24 protein-coding genes are annotated in these 21,151 nt (G+C 73.1%); 9 read left to right on the top strand and 15 right to left on the bottom strand.

The window, feature by feature from the left end:
- Nucleotide 1: 1 nt before the first annotated feature.
- The 5 genes from QRT03_RS22635 (at nucleotide 2) to QRT03_RS22615 (ending at nucleotide 4,426) form a co-directional block, all read left to right on the top strand.
- Nucleotides 2-1,471 (top strand): AAA-type ATPase lid domain-containing protein, encoded by a 1,470-nt coding sequence (locus QRT03_RS22635; protein WP_286055324.1) that lies wholly within the window; start codon nucleotides 2-4, stop codon nucleotides 1,469-1,471.
- Nucleotides 1,472-1,565: 94 nt separating this feature from the next.
- On the top strand, nucleotides 1,566-2,006 hold the full coding sequence (locus QRT03_RS22630; protein ID WP_286055323.1) for a hypothetical protein: 441 nt from the start codon (nucleotides 1,566-1,568) through the stop codon (nucleotides 2,004-2,006).
- Nucleotides 2,003-3,571 carry a GMC family oxidoreductase gene (locus QRT03_RS22625; protein WP_286055322.1) on the top strand — a complete coding sequence of 523 codons (1,569 nt, stop codon included), beginning with the start codon at nucleotides 2,003-2,005 and terminating at the stop codon, nucleotides 3,569-3,571. The genes QRT03_RS22630 and QRT03_RS22625 overlap by 4 nt, the downstream gene beginning before the upstream one ends.
- An 11-nt stretch (nucleotides 3,572-3,582) precedes the next feature.
- Nucleotides 3,583-4,131 (top strand): YbhB/YbcL family Raf kinase inhibitor-like protein, encoded by a 549-nt coding sequence (locus tag QRT03_RS22620; protein ID WP_286055321.1) that lies wholly within the window; start codon nucleotides 3,583-3,585, stop codon nucleotides 4,129-4,131.
- A gap of 61 nt (nucleotides 4,132-4,192) precedes the next feature.
- Nucleotides 4,193-4,426: a hypothetical protein gene (locus tag QRT03_RS22615; protein WP_286055320.1), complete on the top strand. Its 234-nt coding sequence runs from the start codon at nucleotides 4,193-4,195 to the stop codon at nucleotides 4,424-4,426.
- A gap of 385 nt (nucleotides 4,427-4,811) precedes the next feature.
- Here QRT03_RS22615 and QRT03_RS22610 read toward each other — a convergent pair whose 3' ends face one another.
- Nucleotides 4,812-6,053 (bottom strand): glycoside hydrolase family 1 protein, encoded by a 1,242-nt coding sequence (locus QRT03_RS22610; protein WP_286055319.1) that lies wholly within the window; start codon nucleotides 6,051-6,053, stop codon nucleotides 4,812-4,814.
- An 88-nt stretch (nucleotides 6,054-6,141) separates the two neighbouring features.
- Here QRT03_RS22610 and QRT03_RS22605 point away from each other — a divergent pair, with 88 nt between their 5' ends.
- On the top strand, nucleotides 6,142-7,209 hold the full coding sequence (locus tag QRT03_RS22605; protein WP_286055318.1) for a nitrilase-related carbon-nitrogen hydrolase: 1,068 nt from the start codon (nucleotides 6,142-6,144) through the stop codon (nucleotides 7,207-7,209).
- Nucleotides 7,210-7,501: 292 nt separating this feature from the next.
- On the opposite strand, the gene QRT03_RS22600 is transcribed toward QRT03_RS22605, so the two are convergent.
- A complete protein-coding gene (locus QRT03_RS22600) occupies nucleotides 7,502-7,843 on the bottom strand; it encodes a hypothetical protein (RefSeq protein WP_286055317.1) in 342 nt (113 codons plus the stop codon).
- Nucleotides 7,830-8,627, bottom strand: a complete 798-nt coding sequence (locus QRT03_RS22595) for a ParA family protein (RefSeq protein ID WP_286055316.1) — start codon at nucleotides 8,625-8,627, stop codon at nucleotides 7,830-7,832. Before QRT03_RS22595 ends, QRT03_RS22600 begins: the two co-directional genes overlap by 14 nt.
- A 424-nt stretch (nucleotides 8,628-9,051) precedes the next feature.
- Here QRT03_RS22595 and QRT03_RS22590 point away from each other — a divergent pair, with 424 nt between their 5' ends.
- Nucleotides 9,052-9,414 (top strand): STAS domain-containing protein, encoded by a 363-nt coding sequence (locus tag QRT03_RS22590; RefSeq protein ID WP_286055315.1) that lies wholly within the window; start codon nucleotides 9,052-9,054, stop codon nucleotides 9,412-9,414.
- Between the two features lie 13 nt (nucleotides 9,415-9,427).
- On the opposite strand, the gene QRT03_RS22585 is transcribed toward QRT03_RS22590, so the two are convergent.
- The 10 genes from QRT03_RS22585 to QRT03_RS22540 form a co-directional block, all read right to left on the bottom strand.
- Nucleotides 9,428-10,321 carry an enoyl-CoA hydratase-related protein gene (locus QRT03_RS22585; protein ID WP_286055314.1) on the bottom strand — a complete coding sequence of 298 codons (894 nt, stop codon included), beginning with the start codon at nucleotides 10,319-10,321 and terminating at the stop codon, nucleotides 9,428-9,430.
- 13 nt (nucleotides 10,322-10,334) lie between these two features.
- The gene (gene paaI / locus QRT03_RS22580) at nucleotides 10,335-10,712 is read right to left on the bottom strand and encodes a hydroxyphenylacetyl-CoA thioesterase PaaI (RefSeq protein ID WP_286055313.1); all 378 of its coding nucleotides are present in this window, start codon (nucleotides 10,710-10,712) and stop codon (nucleotides 10,335-10,337) included.
- Nucleotides 10,713-10,732: 20 nt separating this feature from the next.
- A complete protein-coding gene (gene paaZ / locus QRT03_RS22575) occupies nucleotides 10,733-12,748 on the bottom strand; it encodes a phenylacetic acid degradation bifunctional protein PaaZ (RefSeq protein ID WP_286055312.1) in 2,016 nt (671 codons plus the stop codon).
- Between the two features lie 9 nt (nucleotides 12,749-12,757).
- Nucleotides 12,758-13,861 carry a 1,2-phenylacetyl-CoA epoxidase subunit PaaE gene (paaE, locus tag QRT03_RS22570; protein WP_286055311.1) on the bottom strand — a complete coding sequence of 368 codons (1,104 nt, stop codon included), beginning with the start codon at nucleotides 13,859-13,861 and terminating at the stop codon, nucleotides 12,758-12,760.
- Nucleotides 13,861-14,352 carry a 1,2-phenylacetyl-CoA epoxidase subunit PaaD gene (paaD, locus tag QRT03_RS22565; protein ID WP_286055310.1) on the bottom strand — a complete coding sequence of 164 codons (492 nt, stop codon included), beginning with the start codon at nucleotides 14,350-14,352 and terminating at the stop codon, nucleotides 13,861-13,863. Before paaD ends, paaE begins: the two co-directional genes overlap by 1 nt.
- A complete protein-coding gene (gene paaC / locus QRT03_RS22560; RefSeq protein ID WP_286055309.1) occupies nucleotides 14,346-15,269 on the bottom strand; it encodes a 1,2-phenylacetyl-CoA epoxidase subunit PaaC in 924 nt (307 codons plus the stop codon). Before paaC ends, paaD begins: the two co-directional genes overlap by 7 nt.
- Complete coding sequence (gene paaB / locus QRT03_RS22555; RefSeq protein WP_425604888.1) at nucleotides 15,266-15,610, bottom strand: 1,2-phenylacetyl-CoA epoxidase subunit PaaB; 345 nt, start codon at nucleotides 15,608-15,610, stop codon at nucleotides 15,266-15,268. The genes paaC and paaB overlap by 4 nt, the downstream gene beginning before the upstream one ends.
- 2 nt (nucleotides 15,611-15,612) lie before the next feature.
- A complete protein-coding gene (paaA, locus tag QRT03_RS22550; protein ID WP_286055304.1) occupies nucleotides 15,613-16,578 on the bottom strand; it encodes a 1,2-phenylacetyl-CoA epoxidase subunit PaaA in 966 nt (321 codons plus the stop codon).
- 103 nt (nucleotides 16,579-16,681) lie between these two features.
- Nucleotides 16,682-17,299 carry a TetR/AcrR family transcriptional regulator gene (locus QRT03_RS22545; RefSeq protein ID WP_286055303.1) on the bottom strand — a complete coding sequence of 206 codons (618 nt, stop codon included), beginning with the start codon at nucleotides 17,297-17,299 and terminating at the stop codon, nucleotides 16,682-16,684.
- A 68-nt stretch (nucleotides 17,300-17,367) separates the two neighbouring features.
- Nucleotides 17,368-17,781 (bottom strand): DUF1761 domain-containing protein, encoded by a 414-nt coding sequence (locus tag QRT03_RS22540; RefSeq protein WP_286055302.1) that lies wholly within the window; start codon nucleotides 17,779-17,781, stop codon nucleotides 17,368-17,370.
- 125 nt (nucleotides 17,782-17,906) lie between these two features.
- Between QRT03_RS22540 and QRT03_RS22535 the strand changes: the two genes are divergently transcribed.
- Together QRT03_RS22535 and QRT03_RS22530 are read left to right on the top strand one after the other, a co-directional pair.
- Entirely contained in the window at nucleotides 17,907-18,761 is an 855-nt protein-coding gene (locus QRT03_RS22535; RefSeq protein ID WP_286055301.1) for a 3-hydroxyacyl-CoA dehydrogenase family protein, read from the top strand.
- Nucleotides 18,762-18,787: 26 nt separating this feature from the next.
- Nucleotides 18,788-19,294: a hypothetical protein gene (locus QRT03_RS22530; protein WP_286055300.1), complete on the top strand. Its 507-nt coding sequence runs from the start codon at nucleotides 18,788-18,790 to the stop codon at nucleotides 19,292-19,294.
- A gap of 6 nt (nucleotides 19,295-19,300) precedes the next feature.
- On the opposite strand, the gene QRT03_RS22525 is transcribed toward QRT03_RS22530, so the two are convergent.
- Both QRT03_RS22525 and QRT03_RS22520 read right to left on the bottom strand, forming a co-directional pair.
- Complete coding sequence (locus tag QRT03_RS22525) at nucleotides 19,301-20,443, bottom strand: aminotransferase (RefSeq protein WP_286055298.1); 1,143 nt, start codon at nucleotides 20,441-20,443, stop codon at nucleotides 19,301-19,303.
- A 9-nt stretch (nucleotides 20,444-20,452) separates the two neighbouring features.
- On the bottom strand, nucleotides 20,453-21,127 hold the full coding sequence (locus QRT03_RS22520; protein WP_286055297.1) for a 2OG-Fe(II) oxygenase: 675 nt from the start codon (nucleotides 21,125-21,127) through the stop codon (nucleotides 20,453-20,455).
- Between the last annotated feature and the right edge of the window lie 24 nt (nucleotides 21,128-21,151).

The raw sequence follows: 21,151 nt of genomic DNA, 5'->3' as shown, positions 1-21,151 counted from the left end.
GATGACGACGGAGCTGTGCGAGCGCGAACGGTTGGCCCTGACCCGCGACTCCGGGCCGGCGTCCCGGCGGGTGCTCGCCTCGTGGAAGCGCAGCGCCGGCTACGGCATCGCGCTGGACAGCGTCGACCCCGCCTTCGCCGGCGCGGTCGACGACCAGTCGCTGTTCTACGAGGCCGGGCACGAGATCCTGGCGGAGCTGCACGCCTCGCTCGCCGACGAGCCCGTCAGCCTCATGCTCACCGACGTCGACGGCCTCGTCCTCAACCGCCTCTGCCGCGACCGCCGGCTGCTCACCGCCCTCGACGCGGTCTCCCTCGCCCCCGGCTTCGACTACTCCGAGCGCACCACCGGCACGACCGGGCTCGGTCTGGCCCTCGCGGACCGGGTCCCGACGCTCGTGCGCGGGGACCAGCACTACTGCACCCGCCTGTGGGGCTACACCTGTGCCGCGGTCCCGGTCACGGACCCCGTGACCGGTGACCTGGCCGGCAGCGTCAACCTCACGACGTGGTCGCAGCGGTCGCACACGCTGCTGCTGGCCCTGGCCCGCACCGCGGCAACCGCCACCGAGGCCCTCATGCTCGCGCGCGGTCGGGGCCGCTCGGGCCGCCCGAGTGCCCGGGGCCGCGTCGTGCGGGTGCCGATGACGCGGGACGAGGCCGGGGCGCGCCCGCGCGAGCAGCTCGGCGCGTCCTGGGAGGCCGCGGCGGCGCGCGCCGCGGCGGCCCTGCCACGCGGGGGAGTCGCGGTCGTCGGGGAGCCGGGGGCCGGCCGCAGTGCGCTGCTCGGTGAGGCCCATGCGCGGGGCGCCGCCGGACGTCGGGTGCTGCAGGTGCGCCCGCCGGACCCCGAGGACGTCGCGGACTGGCTCGCGCTGTGGTGCCCCGAGCTGCACAAGCCGGGGACGAGCGTGATCGTCGCGCGGGTGGACCACCTGCCCGCCTGGGCCGCCGACGAGCTGGTGGCCGAGCTCGGGGACGTCGACGAGCCCGCCCTCTCCGTGACGGCCCGCGACGCCGAGGCGGTCCCCGAGGGCCTCCGCCCGCTCGTGGGCACCGTCGTGGAGCTCCCGGCCCTGCGCCACCGGCCCGAGGACGTCCTGCCGCTCGCGGCGCGGTTCGCCCGCGAGCGGCGCGGCCGGCCGGTCCGGTTCACCGCCGACGCCGAGCAGGCCCTGGCCGCGTACCACTGGCCCGGCAACGTCGCGCAGCTGCGCGACGTGGTCCGGCGCGCGGTCACCGGCAGCGACGTCGTCGGGGAGCGCGACCTGCCGCCCGAGGTCTTCACCGGCGGCCGCCACCGGCTGACCCGCATGGAGGCCCTGGAGCGCGACGAGATCGTCCGCTGCCTCGCCGAGCCCGGCGCGACCCCGGCCCGGGCCGCCGCCGCGCTCGGGATGAGCCGCTCGACGGTGTACCGGCGCATCGCCCGGTACGGCATCCGGATCCCCACGGGGGCCGATCAGGAGTAGGGCGCGGGCGCGCCCCACGCGAGACCACCCGGTGTCGGCACCGACCGGCACCGGTCGAACGACGCTGCCCGGACAACGGACGAGGAGAGGTGCCATGGCGAGTTCCCTGGTGTCGGCACGGGATCGACAGACCCTGGTCAACGTGGTGTACGCGGCCTTCCCGCACAGCACGTTCCCGCGGGGACCGTACGAACGTGCCGCGGACGCGGTGATCGACCAGGCGGGCAAGGACCCGCGCTTCCTCGCACAGCTGCTGCAGGGGCTGACCGACCTCGACGCGCAGCGGGAGGTCCCGTTCGCCGAGCTGGACGCCGACGTCGCGGCGGCCGTGCTGCGCGGCGCCGACGGCACCCCCTTCCTGACGGCGGTCGTCGACAGCGTCGTCGTGACCCTCTACAGCGACCCCGAGGTGTGGGAGCTGCTGGGTTACGAGGGCCCGTCCTACGAGCAGGGCGGCTACGTCGACCGCGGCTTCGACGACCTCGACTGGCTCCCCGACCCCAAGATCGAGCACGACGAGGAGATGACGGCATGACCCGCTTCGAGTACGACGACTCCGACGTCGTGGTGGTGGTCGGCTCCGGAGCCGGCGGCGGCACCGTCGCGAACGAGCTCTGTCAGCGCGGGTTCAAGACGGTCGTGCTGGAGGCCGGGCCGCACCTGACCGGCGAGGACTACCACCAGGACGAGTGGGCCGCGTTCGGGCAGATGGCCTGGAGCGATCCGCGCACGACCTCGGGGAGCTGGCAGGTCGCCACGGACTTCCCCGGGCTCCCCGCGTGGATCGTGAAGGCCGTCGGCGGGACCACGACCCACTGGGCCGGGGCCTGCCCGCGCTTCAAGGCCCACGAGTTCGCCGCCCGCTCGACCTACGGCGACCTCGACGGCACGAGCCTGCTCGACTGGCCGATCACGCTCTCCGAGCTCGAGCCGTACTACGACCGGGCCGAGATCAAGATGGGCGTCACCCACCGCCACGGCCGGCCGCCGCTGCCGGCGAACAACAACTACAAGGTCTTCGCGAACGGCGCCGAGAAGGTCGGCTACAAGTACTACTCGACCGGCCCGTACGCGACGAACGCGGAACCCTACGACGGCCGCCCGGCCACCGTGCAGGACGGCTTCAACTTCCAGGGCGACAAGCACGGCTCGAAGTGGTCGACGCTGGTCGCGGAGCTGCCGAAGGCGGAGCGGACCGGCAACCTCGACCTGCGCCCGGACAGCCACGTCGCCCAGATCGAGCACGACGCCTCGGGCCGCGCCACCGGCGTGCTCTACGTCGACCGCAACGGCACGCTGCGCCGCCAGCGCGCCGCGGTGGTGTGCGTGGCCGGCAACTCGATCGAGACGCCGCGCCTGCTGCTGCTGTCGGGGTCGGCGCAGCACCCCGACGGCCTCGCGAACTCCTCCGGGCAGGTCGGCCGGAACTACATGCGCCACACCACCGGCACGGTGTGGGGGCAGTTCGACAAGCCGGTGAGAATGTGGCGCGGCGAGACGATGGCCGGGGTGATCGCAGACGAGTCCCGCCTCGACACCGACCGCGGCTTCGTCGGCGGCTACTACATGGAGACGATCTCCCTGGGCCCGGCGTTCCTCGCGAAGTTCATCGCCCCCGGCCGGTGGGGCACGCCGGTGACCGAGCTGCTGGACCAGTACCGCAACACCGCCGGCATGTGGATCATCGGCGAGGACATGCCGCGGGCGGACAACCGCGTGACGCTCTCCGGCGAGACCGTCGACCAGCACGGCCTGCCGGTGGCCAACGTGCACTTCGACGACCACGAGAACGACGTCGCGATGCGCCGCCACGGGCAGCGTCAGGGGGCCGCGGTCTACCAGGCGGTCGGTGCGAGGAAGACGATCGAGACGCCGCCCTACCCCTCGACGCACAACCTCGGCACCTGCCGGATGAGCCAGCGGCCCCGCGACGGCGTGGTCGACCGGTACGGGCGGGCCCACGACGTCCCGAACCTGTTCATCTCGGACGGCAGCGTCATGACGACCGGGGCGGCGGCGAACCCGACGCTCACGATCGTCGCGCTCGCGACGCGCCAGGCCGAGTACATCGCGACCGAGCTGAACAAGACCCTGAGCTGACGGAGGCTGCCATGACGACCGCGCCCACCGCGCCCCCCGATCCCTACCTGTTCCTCCCCGACCTCCCGACGTTCACCGTCACCAGCAGCGACGTCGCCGACGGCGTGCCGCTGGCCGCCCCGCACACCAGCGGCATCATGGGTGTGCCCGGCGGGCAGGACCGGTCCCCGCAGCTGAGCTGGCACGGGTTCCCCACGGCCACCCGCAGCTTCGCGGTCACCTGCTACGACCCGGACGCGCCCACGGCCAGCGGCTTCTGGCACTGGGCGGTCGCCGACATCCCCGCCGACGTCACCGCGCTCGAGGCCGGCGCGGGCGACCCGGACGGCTCCCGGCTGCCGCAGGGGGCGATCACGCTCCCGAACGACGCCGGGATCCACCAGTACCTCGGGGCGGCGCCGCCCGAGGGCCACGGCGTGCACCACTACTACTTCGTGGTGCACGCGGTCGACGTGCCGCGGCTCGGCGTCCCGCGCGGCGGGACCCCGGCCTACCTCGGGTTCGTGCTGTTCAGCCACACGCTGGCCCGCGCGACGCTCACCGCGGTCTACGAACGCTGACCACGACGGTGCCGCCGTCGCGCCCCGGTGCGGCGGCGGCACCCCCGACCGGAGCGGGCCCATGGTGACCGTACGAGTCTGCTTCTTCCGCGAGGTCGGCCTGGCGGCCGTCGTCGCGCACGGGGCGCCGCCGGGTCCGCTGCCGGCGGCGGTCCGGCTCCTCGAGTTCGACCAGGGGGTCACGGTCGCCCGGCTCGCCGTGACCCGACGGTGCGGTGGGCACGGATGCCTGTGTCGGCAGAACCTCTACCGGCACCTCGACGTCCTCATCGAGCGCGCGCTCGGTGGACCGTGATCAGGTGCGCATCATCGGAAGAAGAGCGTCGCCCGTGATGTGCAGTCTCTGACCACCCGGTCACCGGTGTTCACGACCGTCCAATGAAGAAAGTGCTTGGACGTGAAGCCTGTCGAGGACCGGGAGAGGTAGACGTCCGTTGCCATGACCGCGAACGTCGCGTCGACATCGGTCGGCGGGACCGCAGTTACGAGGAACGAGTCCGGTACCGGATTGACCTCCGTGAACTGGTTGGACCGACCACCTGGTGGCAGGCCGTCCGGTGGAAATGTGTGCGCGAAATCAAAGAACTGCGGCGACGCTGTCATGATCCCCCCTCGATGGTGGCTCACACGACGTGAGCTCTTCGAAGTGTGACCCTCCGTTAGTTAGCATCTGTCATTCTTCACCCGTTCAGACCGCCTTCGCCACCCGTTCGTAGGTCGAGCGCCTCGAGCGTGCCCGACCGGGCGACCTCGCCGAACAGCTCCGCGCTTCGTCGGGGGACCCGGCGCAGCCCGTCGGCCCGGTCGATCCCGACGAGCCCGAACGTCGGGCGGTAGCCGACGGCCCACTCGAAGTTGTCGAACGACGACCAGTACAGGTAGCCGCGCACGTCGACGCCGTCGGCCAGGGCCTTCTCCACCTCCCCGAGGTGCGAGGCGAGGTAACGGACCCGCTGGTCGTCGTCCGCCGTCGCGATCCCGTTCTCGGTCACGACGACGGGTAGTCCGGCCTCCGCGATCCGGCGCAGCACCGCGCCGAAGCCGGCGGGGTACACCTCCCAGCCCATCAACGTCGTCTCCACGCCCTCGGGCGGGGGAGCGGTGAGGTCGGCCGCCGTCGCGTCGATGAGCGCCCGGGAGTAGTACTGCAGACCGACCCAGTCGCCGACGTCGCCGCCGGCCCGCAGGTCGTCGACGTGCGTGTCGACCATGACCATCCGCGCCGCGGCCGCGGCCCCCTCGTCCGCCTCGTCACCGGGGCGCAGCGGCTCGATGTGGGGCAGGTGCAGGCAGGTGCCGAGCCGTGGCGTCCCCGGACCGGACCGCAGCACCTCGACCGCCCGCCGGTGCGCCTGCGCGAGGACGCCGTTGACGGTGATCGCCTCGGTGAGGTCGCGGTGTCCGGGCGGGAACTGGCCCGACAGGTAGCACTCGCGCGCCACGATCTGCGGCTCGTTGATCGTGCACACGTACGGCATGCGATCGCCGAGGGCCCGCGCCACCGTCCCGACGTAACGGGCGAACACGTCGAGCGCGTCGGGGGCCAGCCACCCGCCGCGGGCGGCGAACCACCGCGGCAGCGAGAAGTGGTGCAGCGTCACGAAGGCGGTCAGCCCATGTCGCGCGAGGGAGTCGAGCACGCGGCCGTAGTGGTCCAGGGCCGCCGTCGAGAACTCGCCCTCGGCCGGCTCGATGCGCGACCACTCCAGCGAGAACCGGTGCGCGTTCTGCCCGAGCGAGGCCAGCAGTGCGAAGTCGGCGTCGTAGCGGTGGTAGTGGTCGATCGCGTCACCAGAGGGCTCCACGCACGGCGAGGCCGGGTCGTGCTCCCAGTCCCACCAGTCGTTGTTGACGTTGTTGCCCTCGACCTGGTGCGCGGCGGTGGCACTGCCCCAGAGGAACCCGTCAGGGAAGGTCGGCACGGGGTCCCACCTTGGCATGTGGCTGCGCCACATGAGCAGAATTCCGGGTCGGGACACGGATTCCTACTCACGAGGCCGGAGCCACCTCATGATCGAGCCGTACACCGCCGTCGGTCTGATCCCGACGTTCCGGGGCATCCGCGAGCGCGCCGACATCGCCCACAACCTCGAGCACCTCGAGAGCCTCACGACGGCTGCGTTCTGGCTGTCGAACCTGGACATCCCGGTGAAGCTGCTGGCGATCCCGGAGGGCGCGCTGCAGGGCTTCAACGACGAGATCCTCGACGTCGACCACACCGACTTCGCCCACCACTGCGCGATCGACCTTCCGGGGCCCGAGACCGAACGTCTCGGCCGGCTCGCCTCGCGGTGGGGTGTCTGGATCATGGCGCAGGCCAAGGTCCGTCACCCCGAGTGGCCCGACCTGTTCTTCAACGCGGGCTTCGTCGTCTCGCCCGACGAGGAGCTCGTGCTCGTCCACTACAAGCTCAACGCGCTGCTGCCGGTCGAGCGCTCGGTCTCCCCGCACGACCTGTTCGACTGGTGGGTCGATCGCTACGGCCGCACCCTCGACGCGTTCTGGCCGGTGGCGGACACCCCGATCGGCCGCCTCGGCGTCATGATGGCCATGGAGGGCTGCTACCCGGAGAACGGTCGTGGGCTCGCCCTCAACGGCGCCGAGGTGGTCTACCGCGCGTCGCTGCCGGTGCCGTTCACCGAGAACGACGTCTTCGAGATCACCAACCGGGCTCGCGCGCTGGAGAACAACTTCTACGTCGTCGCGCCCAACATCGGCGGCTACCACCTCTACCCGGACAGCCCGACGGCGATCGACGCCGGTGGCGGACGGTCGATGATCGTGAACCACCGCGGACAGATCGTCGGGAAGCAGTTCGACACCAACGGTTCGACGTTCGTCAGCGGGGTGGTCGACATCGAGGCGTTGCGCCACCACCGCGCGTCGGCCCAGATCAGCAGCTGGGCCAAGGACATCCGCGCCGAACTGGCCCAGATCGTCTACGAGCAGCCGATCTACCCGAAGAACCTCTACCTCGACCGCACGCCGCCCCACCACGACGAGTACCGGCGCGAGATCCTGCAGCGTCAGGTCGACCTCATGCAGGAGCGGGACGTGTGGCGTCGCCCGCACTCCTAGCCCGGGCGAGTGGCCGCCTGCTGCGCCCGGCGGTATTTCGTGCGGGCCACTCGGACGTGTGGTCGCGAGCATGCACAGAGTTACGCACAGATGTGCACACGTGCGTCCGAGGCCAGGAGGCCCATGTGGCAGGCGGGGCCCATGATCGACTTCCGGGCGGCGACGTGCCCCTGCAGGAGGGCGTTCTGCCGCCCAGAAGTGGATCTCGGGGTGTCGTCGGCGCCGAGTGGGTGAGTGGCCCCTCTCGCGCGTCCAGTGCCAGGGATGGGCCATTCCTGGCACGGAACACGGGTCAGCGGGCGGCGCCGCCCTGGTCGAGGTAGCCCCGGATGGCGTCGCGGAGCAGGTCGACGACCGGTCGGCCCTCCTCGATCGCCCGGATGTGCAGCTCGTCGCGCAGCGCCCGTGGGACCCGGCCGGACAGGTACACCAGCTCCTGGCGCGCGGCGCCCGGCGCGCGGTGGTGCTGGCGGCGCCCGCGGGGGCCGCCGTCGCCCACGGGCATGAGCGACCCGGGGGAGGGCGTGAGCATCGACGACGGTTCGGGGCGGCGGCGCTCGCCGGCGGGCGGCGGTTGGCGGCGCGGCGTACCGCCCTGGCCCGGCGGGGTCGCGCGGGGATCAGGCGACGGCATCGGCGCGGACCTCCAGCTGGTCGGCGAGGGTGGAGAAGATCTCGAGGAGCGGGCGGGCCGCGGCACCCCGCGCCCGCAGGGGCTGGGCGGCGTCGATCGCCTCGGCCAGGACGGCCCGGGAGGGGACCGGCGGTGACCACACGAGGTCGCCGAAGGTGTCCGCGACCGAGTCCGCGTGCCAGACGTGCAGCCCGCGACGCCGGTCGTGCTCGTTGACGATCACCCCCGACACCGCCAGGTCCGGGCGACCCAGGTGGCGCCGGTACCCGGCGACGAAGTCGCGGACCCGGATCGCGCCCTGCAGGTGGTCGTACTCCGGGCGCAGCACCAGCACGACCGTGTCGGCGGCGGCCAGACCGAGCTGGGTGAGGTGCCCGAGCGAGGGCGGGCAGTCGAGCAGGACGACGTCGTAGTCCTCCGCGACCCCGGACAAGGCGATGTCCAGCCGCTCGTGCGACCCGAGCTGCCCGGCCTCGGCGACGCGGGCCTCGAGGTCGTAGCGGGCGGGCACGAGGTCGATGCGCTCGGCGGCCGGGACCGCCCACCGGCACCCGACGATCGCGTCCGCGGCGCACCCCTTCCGGTGGGCGGCGACGACCTCGGCGGCGGTCACCATGTCGCTGAGGTCCGCCTCGCCGTAGCCCAGCCGCCGCGAGAGGTTCGCCTGCGGGTCCATGTCGACGGCGAGCACGTGGCGACCGCGGTCGGCCAGGGCCTCGGCGAGGTGGGCGATCGCCGTCGTCTTGCCGGCCCCGCCCTTGTTGTTCGCCACCGCGACCCGCATCGCACCGCACCCCGCCCCCGACCTCGCCCGGCGCGCCTGCCGCTCGTGACGGGGCCGGAGTACGACAGTGGACACCGGTATGGTCGTGCGGACAAGCACTCCTGCACACGTGCACATGTGCACGCCGAGGCGCTGCGCCGCGTGGGGGAACCGATCACGACCGGTGGCCCTGTTCCGGCTCCAACGGCGTAGCGCGAGCGGGTGAACGACGCGCTCGGCTTCGTTCGATGAACACTGACGCCGCGCTGCGGCCCCTTCCGGCCGAACGCCGCGCCGCCTATCGTCCTGCGACACCGATCGCCGAGCAGCAGCGCCGGGCACCGCCCCTGCGCCGCGCCGGCGCCGACTGCGCCCACCCGCTCCACGACGCCGCCCCGTGCTGCCCGTGCGCGGGGCCGGGTGGCTCTGGGAGGGGGAACCAGCGATGGTGACGAGGCCGTCCGCATCGCCGTCGACACCACGGCGCGGTGCGGAGCTGGAGGCGATCGTCGGCGAGTCCCCCGGAGCGACCGTGATCCGGTTGCGGGGCCGGATGCGGGCGGGCACCGCCCGGGTCCTGCGGGAGGCCGTCGAGGGCGTCCTCGCGGCCGGCTCCACCTCGCTGGTCCTCGACCTCTCGGAGGTCGTCGCCGACGACGAACTCGGCCTCTGGGTGGTGCCCGCCGTCGCCGGCGAGGCCCACGACGCCGGCGTCGCGTTCACCGTCGTCGCCCCGCACCGGTCCCTGCGCTCCCGGCTGCGCCGCCTCGGTGGTCGCCCGTTCGACCTCGCCGACACCTGGCCCTGAACCGGCCCGGTGATCACGCTCCGGGTGGCGTCACATCACCCGGCACCGGCGGCCACGGGTCGACGAGGTCCCGGTAGTCGCCCGGGGAGGCCGTGAACTCCGGCGGGCGCTTCTCCAGGAACGACGTGACGCCCTCGGCCGCGTCCGGCCCGGCGCCGAGCGCGGCGATCACGCGGGTGTCCATCCGGTGCGCGTCCCACGGCGAGTCGGCGCCGAGCATCGACCACATCATCCGGCGGGTCAGCGCGACGGAGACCCCGGACGTGTTGTCCGCGATCTCCGCCGCCAGCGCCCGCACGGTCGCGCCGAGCTCGTCGTCGGGAACGACCCGGGAGACCAGGCGCCCGGCGAGGGCCTCGGCGCTGTCGAACACCCGCCCGGTGGCCACCCACTCCATCGCCTGGGAGATGCCGACGACGCGCGGGAGGAACCAGCTCGACGCCCCGTCGGGGGCGATGCCGCGGCGGGTGAAGACGTAGCCGAAGCGGGCGGTCTCCGCGGCGATGCGGACGTCCGCGGGCAGCAGCATCGAGGCCCCGATCCCGACGGCGGGTCCGTTCACCGCCGCGATCACCGGCTTCACGCTCGCGGCGATCCGCAGGACGACGACCCCGCCCAGGTCGCGCGGCATGCCCGCGATCGACCCGCCCGCCTGCAGGCGGGCGTCCTGCACCGCCTGGTAGTCGAAGGTGGAGCCGCCCCGGCCCAGGTCCGCGCCCGCGCAGAACGCCCGCCCGGCCCCGGTGAGCACCACGACGCGGACGGCGTCGTCGGCGTCCGTCGCGTCGAGGGCCGCGACGAGCTGGGAGGCCATCGTCGGGGTGAAGGCGTTCATGCGGTCCGGACGATCCAGGGTGATCGTCGCGATCCCGTCGGCCACCTCGGTGCGGATCTCGGTGTCGGTCACGACGACGATCGTGTCAGCTCCGCTGGATCGTGCGGCTGCGTCCGCGGAACTCGGCGACGACCAGCCCGTCGGTGGGCCGGGTGATCGTCACGTCGTACACGCCCGAGCGGCCGTAGCGGGTCCGCTCGACGGCCACGGCCTCGAGCACGTCGTTCTCCCGCGCCGAGGCGACGAACACGATGTCGCCGCCCGCCGCCACCGTCACGGGCCCGGGGGAGTTGCACGCGCAGGCGAAGGCCGAGTCGGCGAGCAGGAACAGGTACCCGCCGTGGCACATGCCGTGCCCGTTGACCATGTCCGAGGTGACCCGCATCGTCAGGCGGGCCTCGCCGTCGGCGGCGGAGTGCAGCTCCATGCCGAGTTTGCGGGACGCGGCGTCGTCGTCCCACATGCGTTGGACGGAAGCGGTGATCACGACTGCTTCGCCACCAGCGTCAGCACGTCGTAGCGCGCCACCGAGTCGCCGTGCTGGTTCGTCACGTCGGCGTCCCAGCGGACCTCGCCGTAGGCGGCGGTGTCGCGCGGGGTGATCTGCTTGGCGGTCAACGTGATCGTCAGCTCGTCGTCGAACTTCACGGGTGTCAGGAACCGCAGCGAGTCCACGCCGAAGTTCGCCAGGACCGGGCCGGGCGCGGGGTCGACGAACAGACCGGCCGCGAACGACACCACGAGGTACCCGTGGGCGACGCGCTCGCCGAAGAACGGGTTCTGCGCCGCGGCCTCGGCGTCCATGTGCGCGTAGAACGTGTCGCCGGTGAACTCCGCGAAGTGCTCCACGTCCTCGAGCGTCACCCGCCGCGGGCCGCCGACGACGGTGTCGCCGACCCGCAGCTCCTCGAGGTGCTTGCGGAACGGGTGGACGTCGGTGACGGTGCGCGTCGAGCCCGGCACCCAGCGGCCGGTGATCGCGGTGAGCATCTCCGGCGAGCCCTGCACCGCCGTCCGCTGCATGTGGTGCTTCACGCCCCGGATGCCGCCCATCTCCTCGCCGCCGCCGGCGCGGCCCGGGCCGCCGTGGACGAGTTGCGGCATCGGCGAACCGTGGCCGGTGGAGGACTTCGCGTCCGCCTGGTCCAGCACCAGCAGGCGCCCGTGCCACGGGGCGACGCCGAGGACGACCTCCCGGGCGAAGTCCGCGTCGCCGGTCACCACCGACCCGGCCAGCGACCCCTGCCCGCGGGCGGCCAGCTCGATGACCTGCTCGGTCGAGGTGTACGGGACGAGCGAGGACACCGGCCCGAAGGCCTCGACCTCGTGGACCGCCGCGGAGTCGGGCTCGGCGGCGAGCAGGACGGGGGAGAGGAACGCGCCGCGCTCGGCGTCGGCGTCCACCACGTCGACCTGGTCGGGCGAGCCGAAGAGCACCCGGCCACCCAGCGCCTTCAGCGACCGCCGGACCTCCTCGCGCTGCTCGAGCCCGGCCAGGGCGCCCATGCGCACGTCGGGGTTCGCGGGGTTCCCGACGACGACCTTCCGCAGCCGCTCGGCGACGGCCTCGGCCACCGCGTCCTGGTGCTCGGCCGGCACGAACGCGCGCCGGATCGCGGTGCACTTCTGGCCGGCCTTGACCGTCATCTCCGCGACGAGCTGCTTGACGTAGAGGTCGAACTCCGGCGTGCCCGGGACGGCGTCCGGCCCGAGGATCGAGCAGTTCAGCGAGTCGGCCTCGGCGGTGAAGCGCACCGCGCGGGCGGAGAGGTTCGGGTGGGTCCGCAGCTGCCGCGCGGTGGACGCCGAGCCGGTGAAGGACACCAGGTCCTGCTCGGTGAGGTGGTCGAAGAGGTCGCCGGTGGACCCCGAAACGAACTGCACCGTGCCCTCGGGCAGCAGCCCGGAGTCGACGACCAGACGGACCAGACCCGCCGTCAGGAAGGCGGTGGGGGTGGCGGGCTTGATGATCGTGGGGACACCCGCGAGGAGCGCGGGAGCGAGCTTCTCCAGCGGGCCCCAGCACGGGAAGTTGTAGGCGTTGACCTGCACCGCGACACCGCGCAGCGGGGTCAGGACGTGCTGGGCGAGGAACGAGCCGTCCTTCGACAGCGGCTCCACGTCGCCCTCGACGAGCACGGAGCCGGCCGGGAGCTCGCGCTTGCCCTTGGACGCGTAGGCCTGGAGCACCCCGATGCCGCCGTCGACGTCGAACTTCGAGTCGCCGAGGGTGGCGCCGGTGCGGGCGGAGAGCGCGTAGAGCTCCTCGCGGTGCTCGCGCAGGTGCCCGGCGAGGGCCTTGAGCAGCGAGGCGCGCTGGTGGAACGACAGGTCGCGCAGCGCCGGCCCGCCCGTGGCCCGGGCGTACGCGGCGGCGCCGGCCAGGTCGAGGCCGTCGGTGGAGAGCCGGTCGATCTCCTCGCCGGTCACGGCGTCGAACATCGGCCGGCCCTCGCCGGTCCCGGCCCGCCAGCGTCCCTGCAGGTAGCTCTCGATCACGCGTAACCCCTAGACGTCGTAGTCGATGGTCAGCTCGGCGGAGACGGGGACGGACTGGCACGTCAGCACGAACCCGGCCTCCACCTCCTCCGGCTCGAGGGCGAAGTTGCGCTGCATGGCGACCTCCCCGACGACGACCTTCGCCCGGCACGTCCCGCACACCCCGCCCTTGCAGGCGAACGGCAGGTCCGAGCGGACGCGTTGCGCCGCGTCCAGGACGAAGGAGTTCGGCGGGATCGTCGCGGTGACCTCGCGCCCGTGCAGGATCACGCGCGCCTCGACGCCCTCGGCCGGCGCCTCCTCGTGGCGCACCGGCTGCGGTGGCGGGGTGTCGACGTAGAACAGCTCGGCGTGCACCCGCTCGCGTCCGATGCCGAGCTCGCCGAGCAGGTCGCGGGCCCCGGTCACCATCTCCAGCGGCCCGCAGAGCCACCACTGGTCGACCTGCGGGGTCGGGACGAGGCTCGTCAGGAGCGTGTGGAGCTTCTCCCGATCGAGCCGTCCGGCGAAGATCTCGGCCTCGACGGGCTCGCGGGAGAGCACGTGGTCGAGCTGCAGGCGCGCGCGGTAGCGGTCCTTCAGGTCCGCGAGGTCCTCGGCGAACATCACCGTGTCCGCCCGGCGGTTGCCGTAGAGCAACGTGACGTGGGTGTCCGGGTGCGCGGCGAGCACGGTGGCGGCGATCGACAGGACCGGGGTGATGCCCGAGCCGGCGGCGATCAGCGTGTGGTGCTCGCCGGGCTTCGGGTCGGGGGTGAAGCGGCCCTCCGGCGGGCCGACCTCCAGGGTGTCCCCGGCGGCGAGCCGGTCGACGAGCCACTCGGAGAACAGTCCCGTCTCGACCCGGCGAACCCCGATCCTGGGCGCCGCACCCTCGGGCGCGCAGATCGAGTAGGAGCGGCGCTCCTCGCCCTCCGGCGTCTCCGTGCGCAGCGTCAGGTACTGCCCGGCGCGGAAGGCGAACGTCTCGCGGAGCTCGTCGGGGACGTCGACGGTGATCGCGACGGCGTCGTCGGTGAGGTGCTCGACGTGGGCGACGCGGAGGGGGTGGAAACCCGTGTCCGCGGCCGGGAGACGAAGCGCAGCGGAGCTCGACCCGTCGACGGCAGTCATCAGATGTCCTTCATGTGCTCGAACGGCTCCGCGCAGGCCCGGCACCGGCGCAGGGCGGTGCAGGCGGTCGGGCCGAAGCGGGAGAGCTCCTCGGTCTCGGCGCTGCCGCACCGCGGGCAGGTCACCCGCTTCGGCGGGGCGGCCAGGGCCAGCGGGACGGGGCCGGTGGAGCGCGGGCCGATGTGCGCCGGCGGGGCGACCCCGGCCTCGGCGAGCTTGCGCCGGCCCTCGTCGGAGATGAGGTCGGTGGTCCACGGCGGGGTGAGGGTCACCTTCACCTCGACCTCCCCGTACGCGCCCAGGGTCGAGCGCAGGTCCGCGGCCATCGCGTCCAGCGCCGGGCAGCCGGCGTAGGTGGGGGTGATGGTGGCGACGATCCGGCCGCCGTCGCGCTCGACGGCCCGCAGCACCCCGAGGTCGGCCAACGTCAACATCGGCATCTCGGGGTCGGTCACCTCGGCGGCGACGTCCCAGAGATCGGCGGTCACCACGTCGCCCCCGGGTGCGCGCGGGCCAGCGACTGCATGACGGCGAGCACCCGGCCCAGGGCCTCGGTGTGCACCCCGTCCCGCCCGCCACGTCCTCCGACCAGCCCGACGGCGGGTCGGGTCGGCTCGGTGAGGGTCGCGACCGGCAGGACCTGGGCGAGGTCGCCGTCGACGGAGGCCTTCAGCGCGGCCGGGTCGACCGCCACCCCGGCCTCGACCAGGCGGGTCTCCACGGGATGCGGCAGGAACAGTTCCGGCACGAACGGCCAGACGTCGTCCAGCCCGGCCTGCATGCGCTCGTGCGAGTACGCCGTGCCGTCGCCGAGCCGCACGACCCATCCCGCGGCGTACTCCCGCTGGTAGGCCAGTTCGGGCACGGCCTTGGCGGCGACCGCCGCGAGCACCGGGTCGGCCGAGCCCCGCAGCTCCGTCATCAGCGCCAGGCGCCACGACGAGAAGACCAGGATCCAGGCCATCGTCCGGCCGAAGTCGCCGAGGTCGGCTTCGGTGAGGGTGACGTTGCGGAAGAACCGGTCGTCGCGGAAGTAGGCGAGGACGTCCTCGTCGGAGAGCGCCGCGGCCGTGGCGTCGGTCCGGAACCGCTCCGCCGCCCCGAGGTGTCCCGCGCGGGAGAGCAGCATCCGGGCCTGGCCGAGCAGGTCGAGAGCGATGTTGGCGAGCGCGACCTCCTCCTCGAGCTCCGGCGCGTTCGTCGCCCACTCGGAGAGCCGCTGGGACGCGACCAGTGCGTCGTCGCCGAGCATCAGGCAGTAGGCCGCGAGGTCGTCCCGGTCCACACCCTCGGGTGCGGGCGCCGTGACCTCGACGACGGTCTCGTCGAACCCGGCCCCGTAGGCCCAGCGGCCCTCGTGGTCGGCCTCGGCCAGGGCGTCGTAGACGTTCTCCTCGGTGTGGTTCACAGGTGCGGCACGTCCTCGGGGATCGCGTAGAACGTGGGGTGCCGATAGACCTTGTCGGCCGAGGGCGAGAAGAACGGGTCCTTCTCGTCGGGGCTCGACGCGGTGATCGCGTCGGCCCGCACGACCCAGATCGACACGCCCTCGTTGCGCCGCGTGTAGAGGTTGCGGGCGTTGTGCAGCGCCATGTGGTCGTCCGGCGCGTGCAGCGACCCGACGTGCACGTGGTTCAGCCCGCGCTTGCCGCGGACGAACACCTCGTACAGCGGCCAGGTCCGGTCCGGGGTGACGCCCTCGGTGATCGTGGGCTCGCCCTCGGGGTGCGCGGTGACGTCGTCGGCCATGCTCATGCCGCCACCTCCCCTTCCTGACGACGGGTCTGCTGCTTCGCCGCGTACGCCGACGCGGCGTCGCGGACCCACTGCCCGCCCTCGTGCGCGGCACGGCGGTGGGCGAGGCGCTGGGCGTTGCACGGCCCGGCGCCCTTCACGACGGCGGTGAACTCGTCCCAGTCGATCGCGCCGAAGTCGTGCGCCCGGCGCTCGTCGTTCCAGCGCAGCTCGGGGTCGGGCAGCGTCACGCCGAGCGCGGCGGCCTGCGGCACCGTCATGTCGACGTAGCGCTGGCGCAGCTCGTCGTTGGTGTGCCGCTTGATCCGCCAGGCCATCGACTGCTGGGTGTTGGGGGAGTCGCCGTCGGCGGGGCCGAACATCATCAGCGAGGGCCACCACCAGCGGTCGACGGCGTCCTGCACCATCTCGCGCTGCGCGTCCGTGCCGGCCATCAGCGTCATCAGCAGCTCGAAGCCTTGGCGCTGGTGGAACGACTCCTCCTTGCAGATCCGCACCATCGCCCGCGCGTACGGGCCGTAGCTGGACCGGCAGAGCGGGACCTGGTTGCAGATGGCGGCGCCGTCGACGAGCCAGCCGATGACGCCGATGTCGGCGAACGTCAGCGTCGGGTAGTTGAAGATCGACGAGTACTTCTGCCGCGAGTCGATGAGCTTCTCGGTGAGCTCGGTCCGGTCGACGCCGAGGGTCTCGGTGGCCGAGTACAGGTACAGACCGTGACCGGCCTCGTCCTGGACCTTCGCCAGGAGGATGGCCTTCCGTCGCAGGCTGGGGGCGCGGAGAATCCAGTTGCCCTCGGGCTGCATACCGATGATCTCGGAGTGCGCGTGCTGCGCGATCTGCCGGATCAGCGTCTTCCGGTAGCCCTCGGGCATCCAGTCCCGCGGCTCGATCCGGCCCTCCGCGGCCACCGTGGCGTCGAACGCCTCGGCCAGCTCCTGCTCGTCGCGATCCACGGCCATGCCCTCCCGAATGTTCGTTCGGTTACCGATGGTGCCCGACGTGAGGTGCAGAATGCAAGGTGTGCCGGCGGCAGGTGAGCACTCAGTGGGGTCATAGGCCCACTCAGTGCTCACCTGGCCGCAGGCCACACGCCGGCAGGATCACAGCGTCGACGAGGCGGGCCAGGAGGTCGGTGTCGATCGGCTTGCGCTGCACGATGAGGCGGAACGCGGTCATCGACGGCGTCACGAAGGCGACGGTCTCGACGTCCACGTCCGCCCGGACCTCCCCGCGGTCGATCGCCCGCCGGATCAGCAGCCGCTGCGACGCGACGAAGGGCTCCACCAGGGCGCTGCCCGCGGCGTCGGCGAGGGCGGGGTCGGCCGAGAGCAGGGAGGCCATCCCGGAGGCGAGCGCGAGCGTGCGGTGCTCGTCCTCCGCGGACTGCGGGCGCATGAGGGCCAGCAGGTCCCCGCGCAGGTCGCCGGTGTCGGGCAGTTCCCCGAGCGTCGGCATCCGGTCGAACTGCGCGACCGCCTGCACGACGAGGTCGGCCTTCGACGGCCAGCGGCGGTACAGGGTGGCCTTGCCCGCGCCGGCGCGGCGGGCGACCTGGTCCATCGTCATCCGCTCGTAGCCGTGCTCGGCGAGGACCTCGAGCGTCGCCGTCAGGATCGCGGCGTCGCGGGTCGCGTCGCGCGGACGCCCGCCGCGGGAGCGCGGCGCGGGTTCGTCGGTCATCGCGGGTCATCCTCCTCCGGACGCCGCGAGGCCCCGGCGCGGGAGCCGGGGCCTCGCGGCGGTCGATCTCAGACCAGGACGAGCAGCACGCTGGTGACGAGGCTCGTCACCAGGAAGTAGGGGGCGTTGAGGGCGGTGTAGCGCAGCGGGTGCGGGAAGTTCGGGTTGATCGCGGTCTGCAGGGTCATCGCGAGCAGGTAGCCGATCCCGACGACGAGCCCGAAGGCGACCGCGTCGCCCACGGTGCTCAGCCCCAGCGCGGCGACGAGCACCGCGCTCGCGAGGACGACCAGGAAGCCGCAGAGGAGCGGGCCGACCGCGGCGACCGGGGTCGGCTTCGGCGCCTCCTGGCCCTCGCGGCCCAGCACCCGCAGGTACTGCTTGCCGACCACGGCGCCGAAGTACAGCCCACCGAGGACGGCCGAGGCCACGGTGGCGATGACGACGGCGAGCCAGTTGATCTGCGCGAACGCGGCGAACATGAGGATTCCTCTTCCCCTTCGGCAGCGGGCCGGCGGCGGCTGCGATGCCAGTAACGATACTCTTCAGTTCCGGAACTGACAAGTCTCGTTCAGCTCGACCCGAGCATCTGCGCCAAGGTGCCCCCATGACGATTCCCGAGAGCGTCGGCGTGATCGGTGGCGGCACGATGGGGGCGGGGATCGCCCACGTCCTCCTGACGGCGGGTGCGGCCCGGCTGGCCGTCGTGGAGAGCGACGACGAGCGCGCCGCGGCGGCCCGGGCCGCCGTCGGGACGAGCCTGCAGGGGGCCGCGGACCGCGGAAAGCTGCCCGAGGGGGCGACCGTCGACTCGCTGCTGGAGCGGGCGGTCTTCGTCGTCGGCGCCGGGGAGCTGCCGGCCGACGCCGGCCTCGTCGTCGAGGCGGTCCCGGAGCGGATCGACCTGAAGCAGCAGATCCTCGGGGACGTGGCGCGGCAGTGCCCGGACGCGGTCCTGGCGTCCAACACGTCGTCGCTGTCGGTCGCGGCGATCGGGGCGGAGCTGCCGGCGGAGCGGGTCATCGGGATGCACTTCTTCAACCCGGTGCCCGCGCAGAAGCTCGTCGAGCTGATCCGGACGCAGCAGACCTCGGACGCGACGGTCGACCTCGCCCGCGAGTGGGTGGGCGACCTCGGTAAGACGCCGATCGTCGTCGACGACTCGCCGGGCTTCGCGACCTCGCGGCTCGGGCTGGTCGTCGGGCTGGAGGCGATCCGGATGGTCGAGGAGGGCGTGGCGAGCGCCGAGGACATCGACACCGGGATGGAACTGGGCTACCGCTGGCCGATGGGCCCGCTGAAGCTCACCGACGTCGTCGGCCTGGACGTGCGGCTCGCGATCGCCGAGCACCTCGCGACTGAGCTGGGGGAGCGGTTCAGCCCGCCGCAGCTGCTACGCGACAAGGTGGAGCGCGGCGAGCTCGGCCGGAAGTCGGGGCAGGGCTTCCACAGCTGGGAATGAGGGTGCGGCCTGGCTAGCGTCCGGGCATGACGACGACGGAGCGCCGGCTCGCGCTCGACGTGGAGCCGGCGGTCAACAGCACGGTCGTGATGATGACCGTGCTGGCCCTGGCGATCGACCGCGGCCTCACCGACTTCGGCGACGTCCTGTCGCTGAGCCTCGGCCCGCTCGTCGCGACCTTCGCGGCCCACCTGTTCGCGACCGCGCTGAAGGCCGTGCACGCCGATCACGCCCTGCCCTCGGGACGGCGGCTGCTCGGGCTGACCGTGCACGCCGCGCAGTACCTCCTGCCGGGGGTCATGCCGCTCGTGGTGGTCGCCGTCGTCGCCGCGACCGGGTTCATGGGGCCGCTGGGCCCGGAGGAGTCGGCGCACCTCACGATCGACCTGAGCTGGGTGGTGCTGATCGCGCTCGGCGCGGTCGGCGGGTGGCGGGCGCTGCGCCGGTGGTGGGGCGTGCTGCTGGGCGCGGTCGGGGCGTTCGGCGTGGGCCTCGTCGTCGTGCTGCTGCGGCTGGTGCTGGAGGGCGGCTGACGTGCGCTACCCGCCGAACTCCTGCCAGCGGTCGAGGAGCTCGTCGAGGTCGTCGCCCGCGAGATTTCCGACGCTGACGCGCAGCGCTCCGTCGTCCACCGCCTGGAAGTCCGTGCCCGCCATGACGAGCACGTCCTGCTCGGTCAGCAGCCTCTTCACGACGTCGGGTGTGGGCAGGTCCCGGCGCGGGTGGCGGACCCACGCGAAGAACCCGCCGAGCGCCAGGACCTCGAACCCGCCCGGCCGCGCGGCCATCGCGTCGGCGAACGCCTCCCGCCGGGCCGCGACCTCGGCCGCGCGCTCCGCCCGCCACGCCTGCGCTTTCGTCAGCCCCGCCCACGCGGCCTCCTGCCCCACCCGCGGCGCGCCGATCGCCACGCAGTCGAGCAGCTTGAGCGCCTGACGTCGCAACGCCTCGCCCCCGACCAGCGCGCCGACGCGGTAGCCCGCGAGCGCCAGGTCCTTGGAGAAGCTGTGCAGGGTGACGACGGTGTCGCGCCAGTCCGGCGCGGAGTACAGCGCGTGCGCAGGCGTCGCACGGAAGGCGCGGTAGGTCTCGTCGAGGACCAGGGCGAGGTCGTGACGGCGGGCCAGGTCGGCGAAGGCGGCGAGCTCGTCGGGTGGGACCTCGACGCCGCTCGGGTTGCCGGGAGTCACCAGGACGATCGCGCGGGTGCGCTCCGAGATCAGCGCCTCGGCGTCCGCGGCGCGCGGGACCCACGAGGCGTCCGGCTCCAGGATCACCGGCTCGACCCCGCGCATGCGGAGCCACATCGTGTGGTTGAAGTACGTCGGGCGCGGCGTGACCACCTCGTCGCCCGGCCCGCACAGCGCGTCCGCGACGAGGCAGAACGCCTGGTTGCACCCGGCGGTGACGACGAGGTCGTCCGCGGTCACGTCCCCGCCGTGGTCGGTGCGCAGGTCCGCGGCGAAGGCCTCCCGCAGGTGCGGCAGCCCGGCCTGCGCGGCGTAGCGCGCGTCCGAGGCCACCGTCGCGACGTGCTGCACGACCTCCGCCGCCGGCGGGTACGCGGGTGCGGCACGGGCGAGGTCGAGCAGGGGCCGTCGCCCACCCGCCGTCGTCACCGAGTCGTAGGCCGCGGCCATCGGGGAGTCGACCCCGGCGGCGACTCGGTGGGACAGGCGCACCGGCCCAGGCTAACGAGCGTCGTGGAAGATGATCCCGAGGACGTGGCGCGAGCCCGAGTGCACCGTCGACACCCCGTGGCGCATCTGCACCCGGTGGTACCCGCGAGCCCCGCGGCGGGGGCGGTGGTGGACCGGGAAGACGATCGCGTCGCCGCGCCCGGGCCGCGCGACCGCGGCCCGGGACTGCTGGCGCGGCCGCTGCTCGACGAACACGCTCTCGCCGCCGGTGAAGTCGACGTCGGGCTCGGAGAGCATCACCAGGACCTGCAGCGGGAAGACCAGGTCGCCGTACACGTCCTGGTGCAGGCAGTTGTAGCCCGACGGCCCGTAGCGCAGCAGCAGCGGGGTCGGCTTCGTCTGGCCCGCGGCCGCGCATCGCTCCCGGTACTCGGCGTGGGTGTCCGGGACGGAGGCCTCTCCGAGCACCGCGGCCCACCGGTTCGCGATCCGCGCCAACGGCGGGTAGAGGTCGCGACGGAGCCGGGCCACCGGCTCGGGGAGCGGGTCGGCGAAGTAGCGGTAGCTGCCCTCGCCGAACGCGTGCCGGGCCATGGTGATCGTCGAGCGGAAGCGCCCGTCGTCGTCGAACATGCCGATCAGCTCCCGGCACGCGGCCGGGTCCAGCAGTCCGGGCATCGTCGCGAAGCCCTGGTCGTCGAGGCGCGTCCCGAGGTCGTCGGTCATGTCCCCCGGAACCCCGCGCAGTGC

Origin of the sequence: Actinomycetospora termitidis (assembly GCF_030286555.1) — a bacterium.
In the GTDB taxonomy this organism is placed as follows: Bacteria; Actinomycetota; Actinomycetes; order Mycobacteriales; family Pseudonocardiaceae; genus Actinomycetospora; species Actinomycetospora termitidis.
Note: the sequence above shows the minus strand (reverse complement) of the source record. Positions and strands in the feature narration are given on the sequence as shown.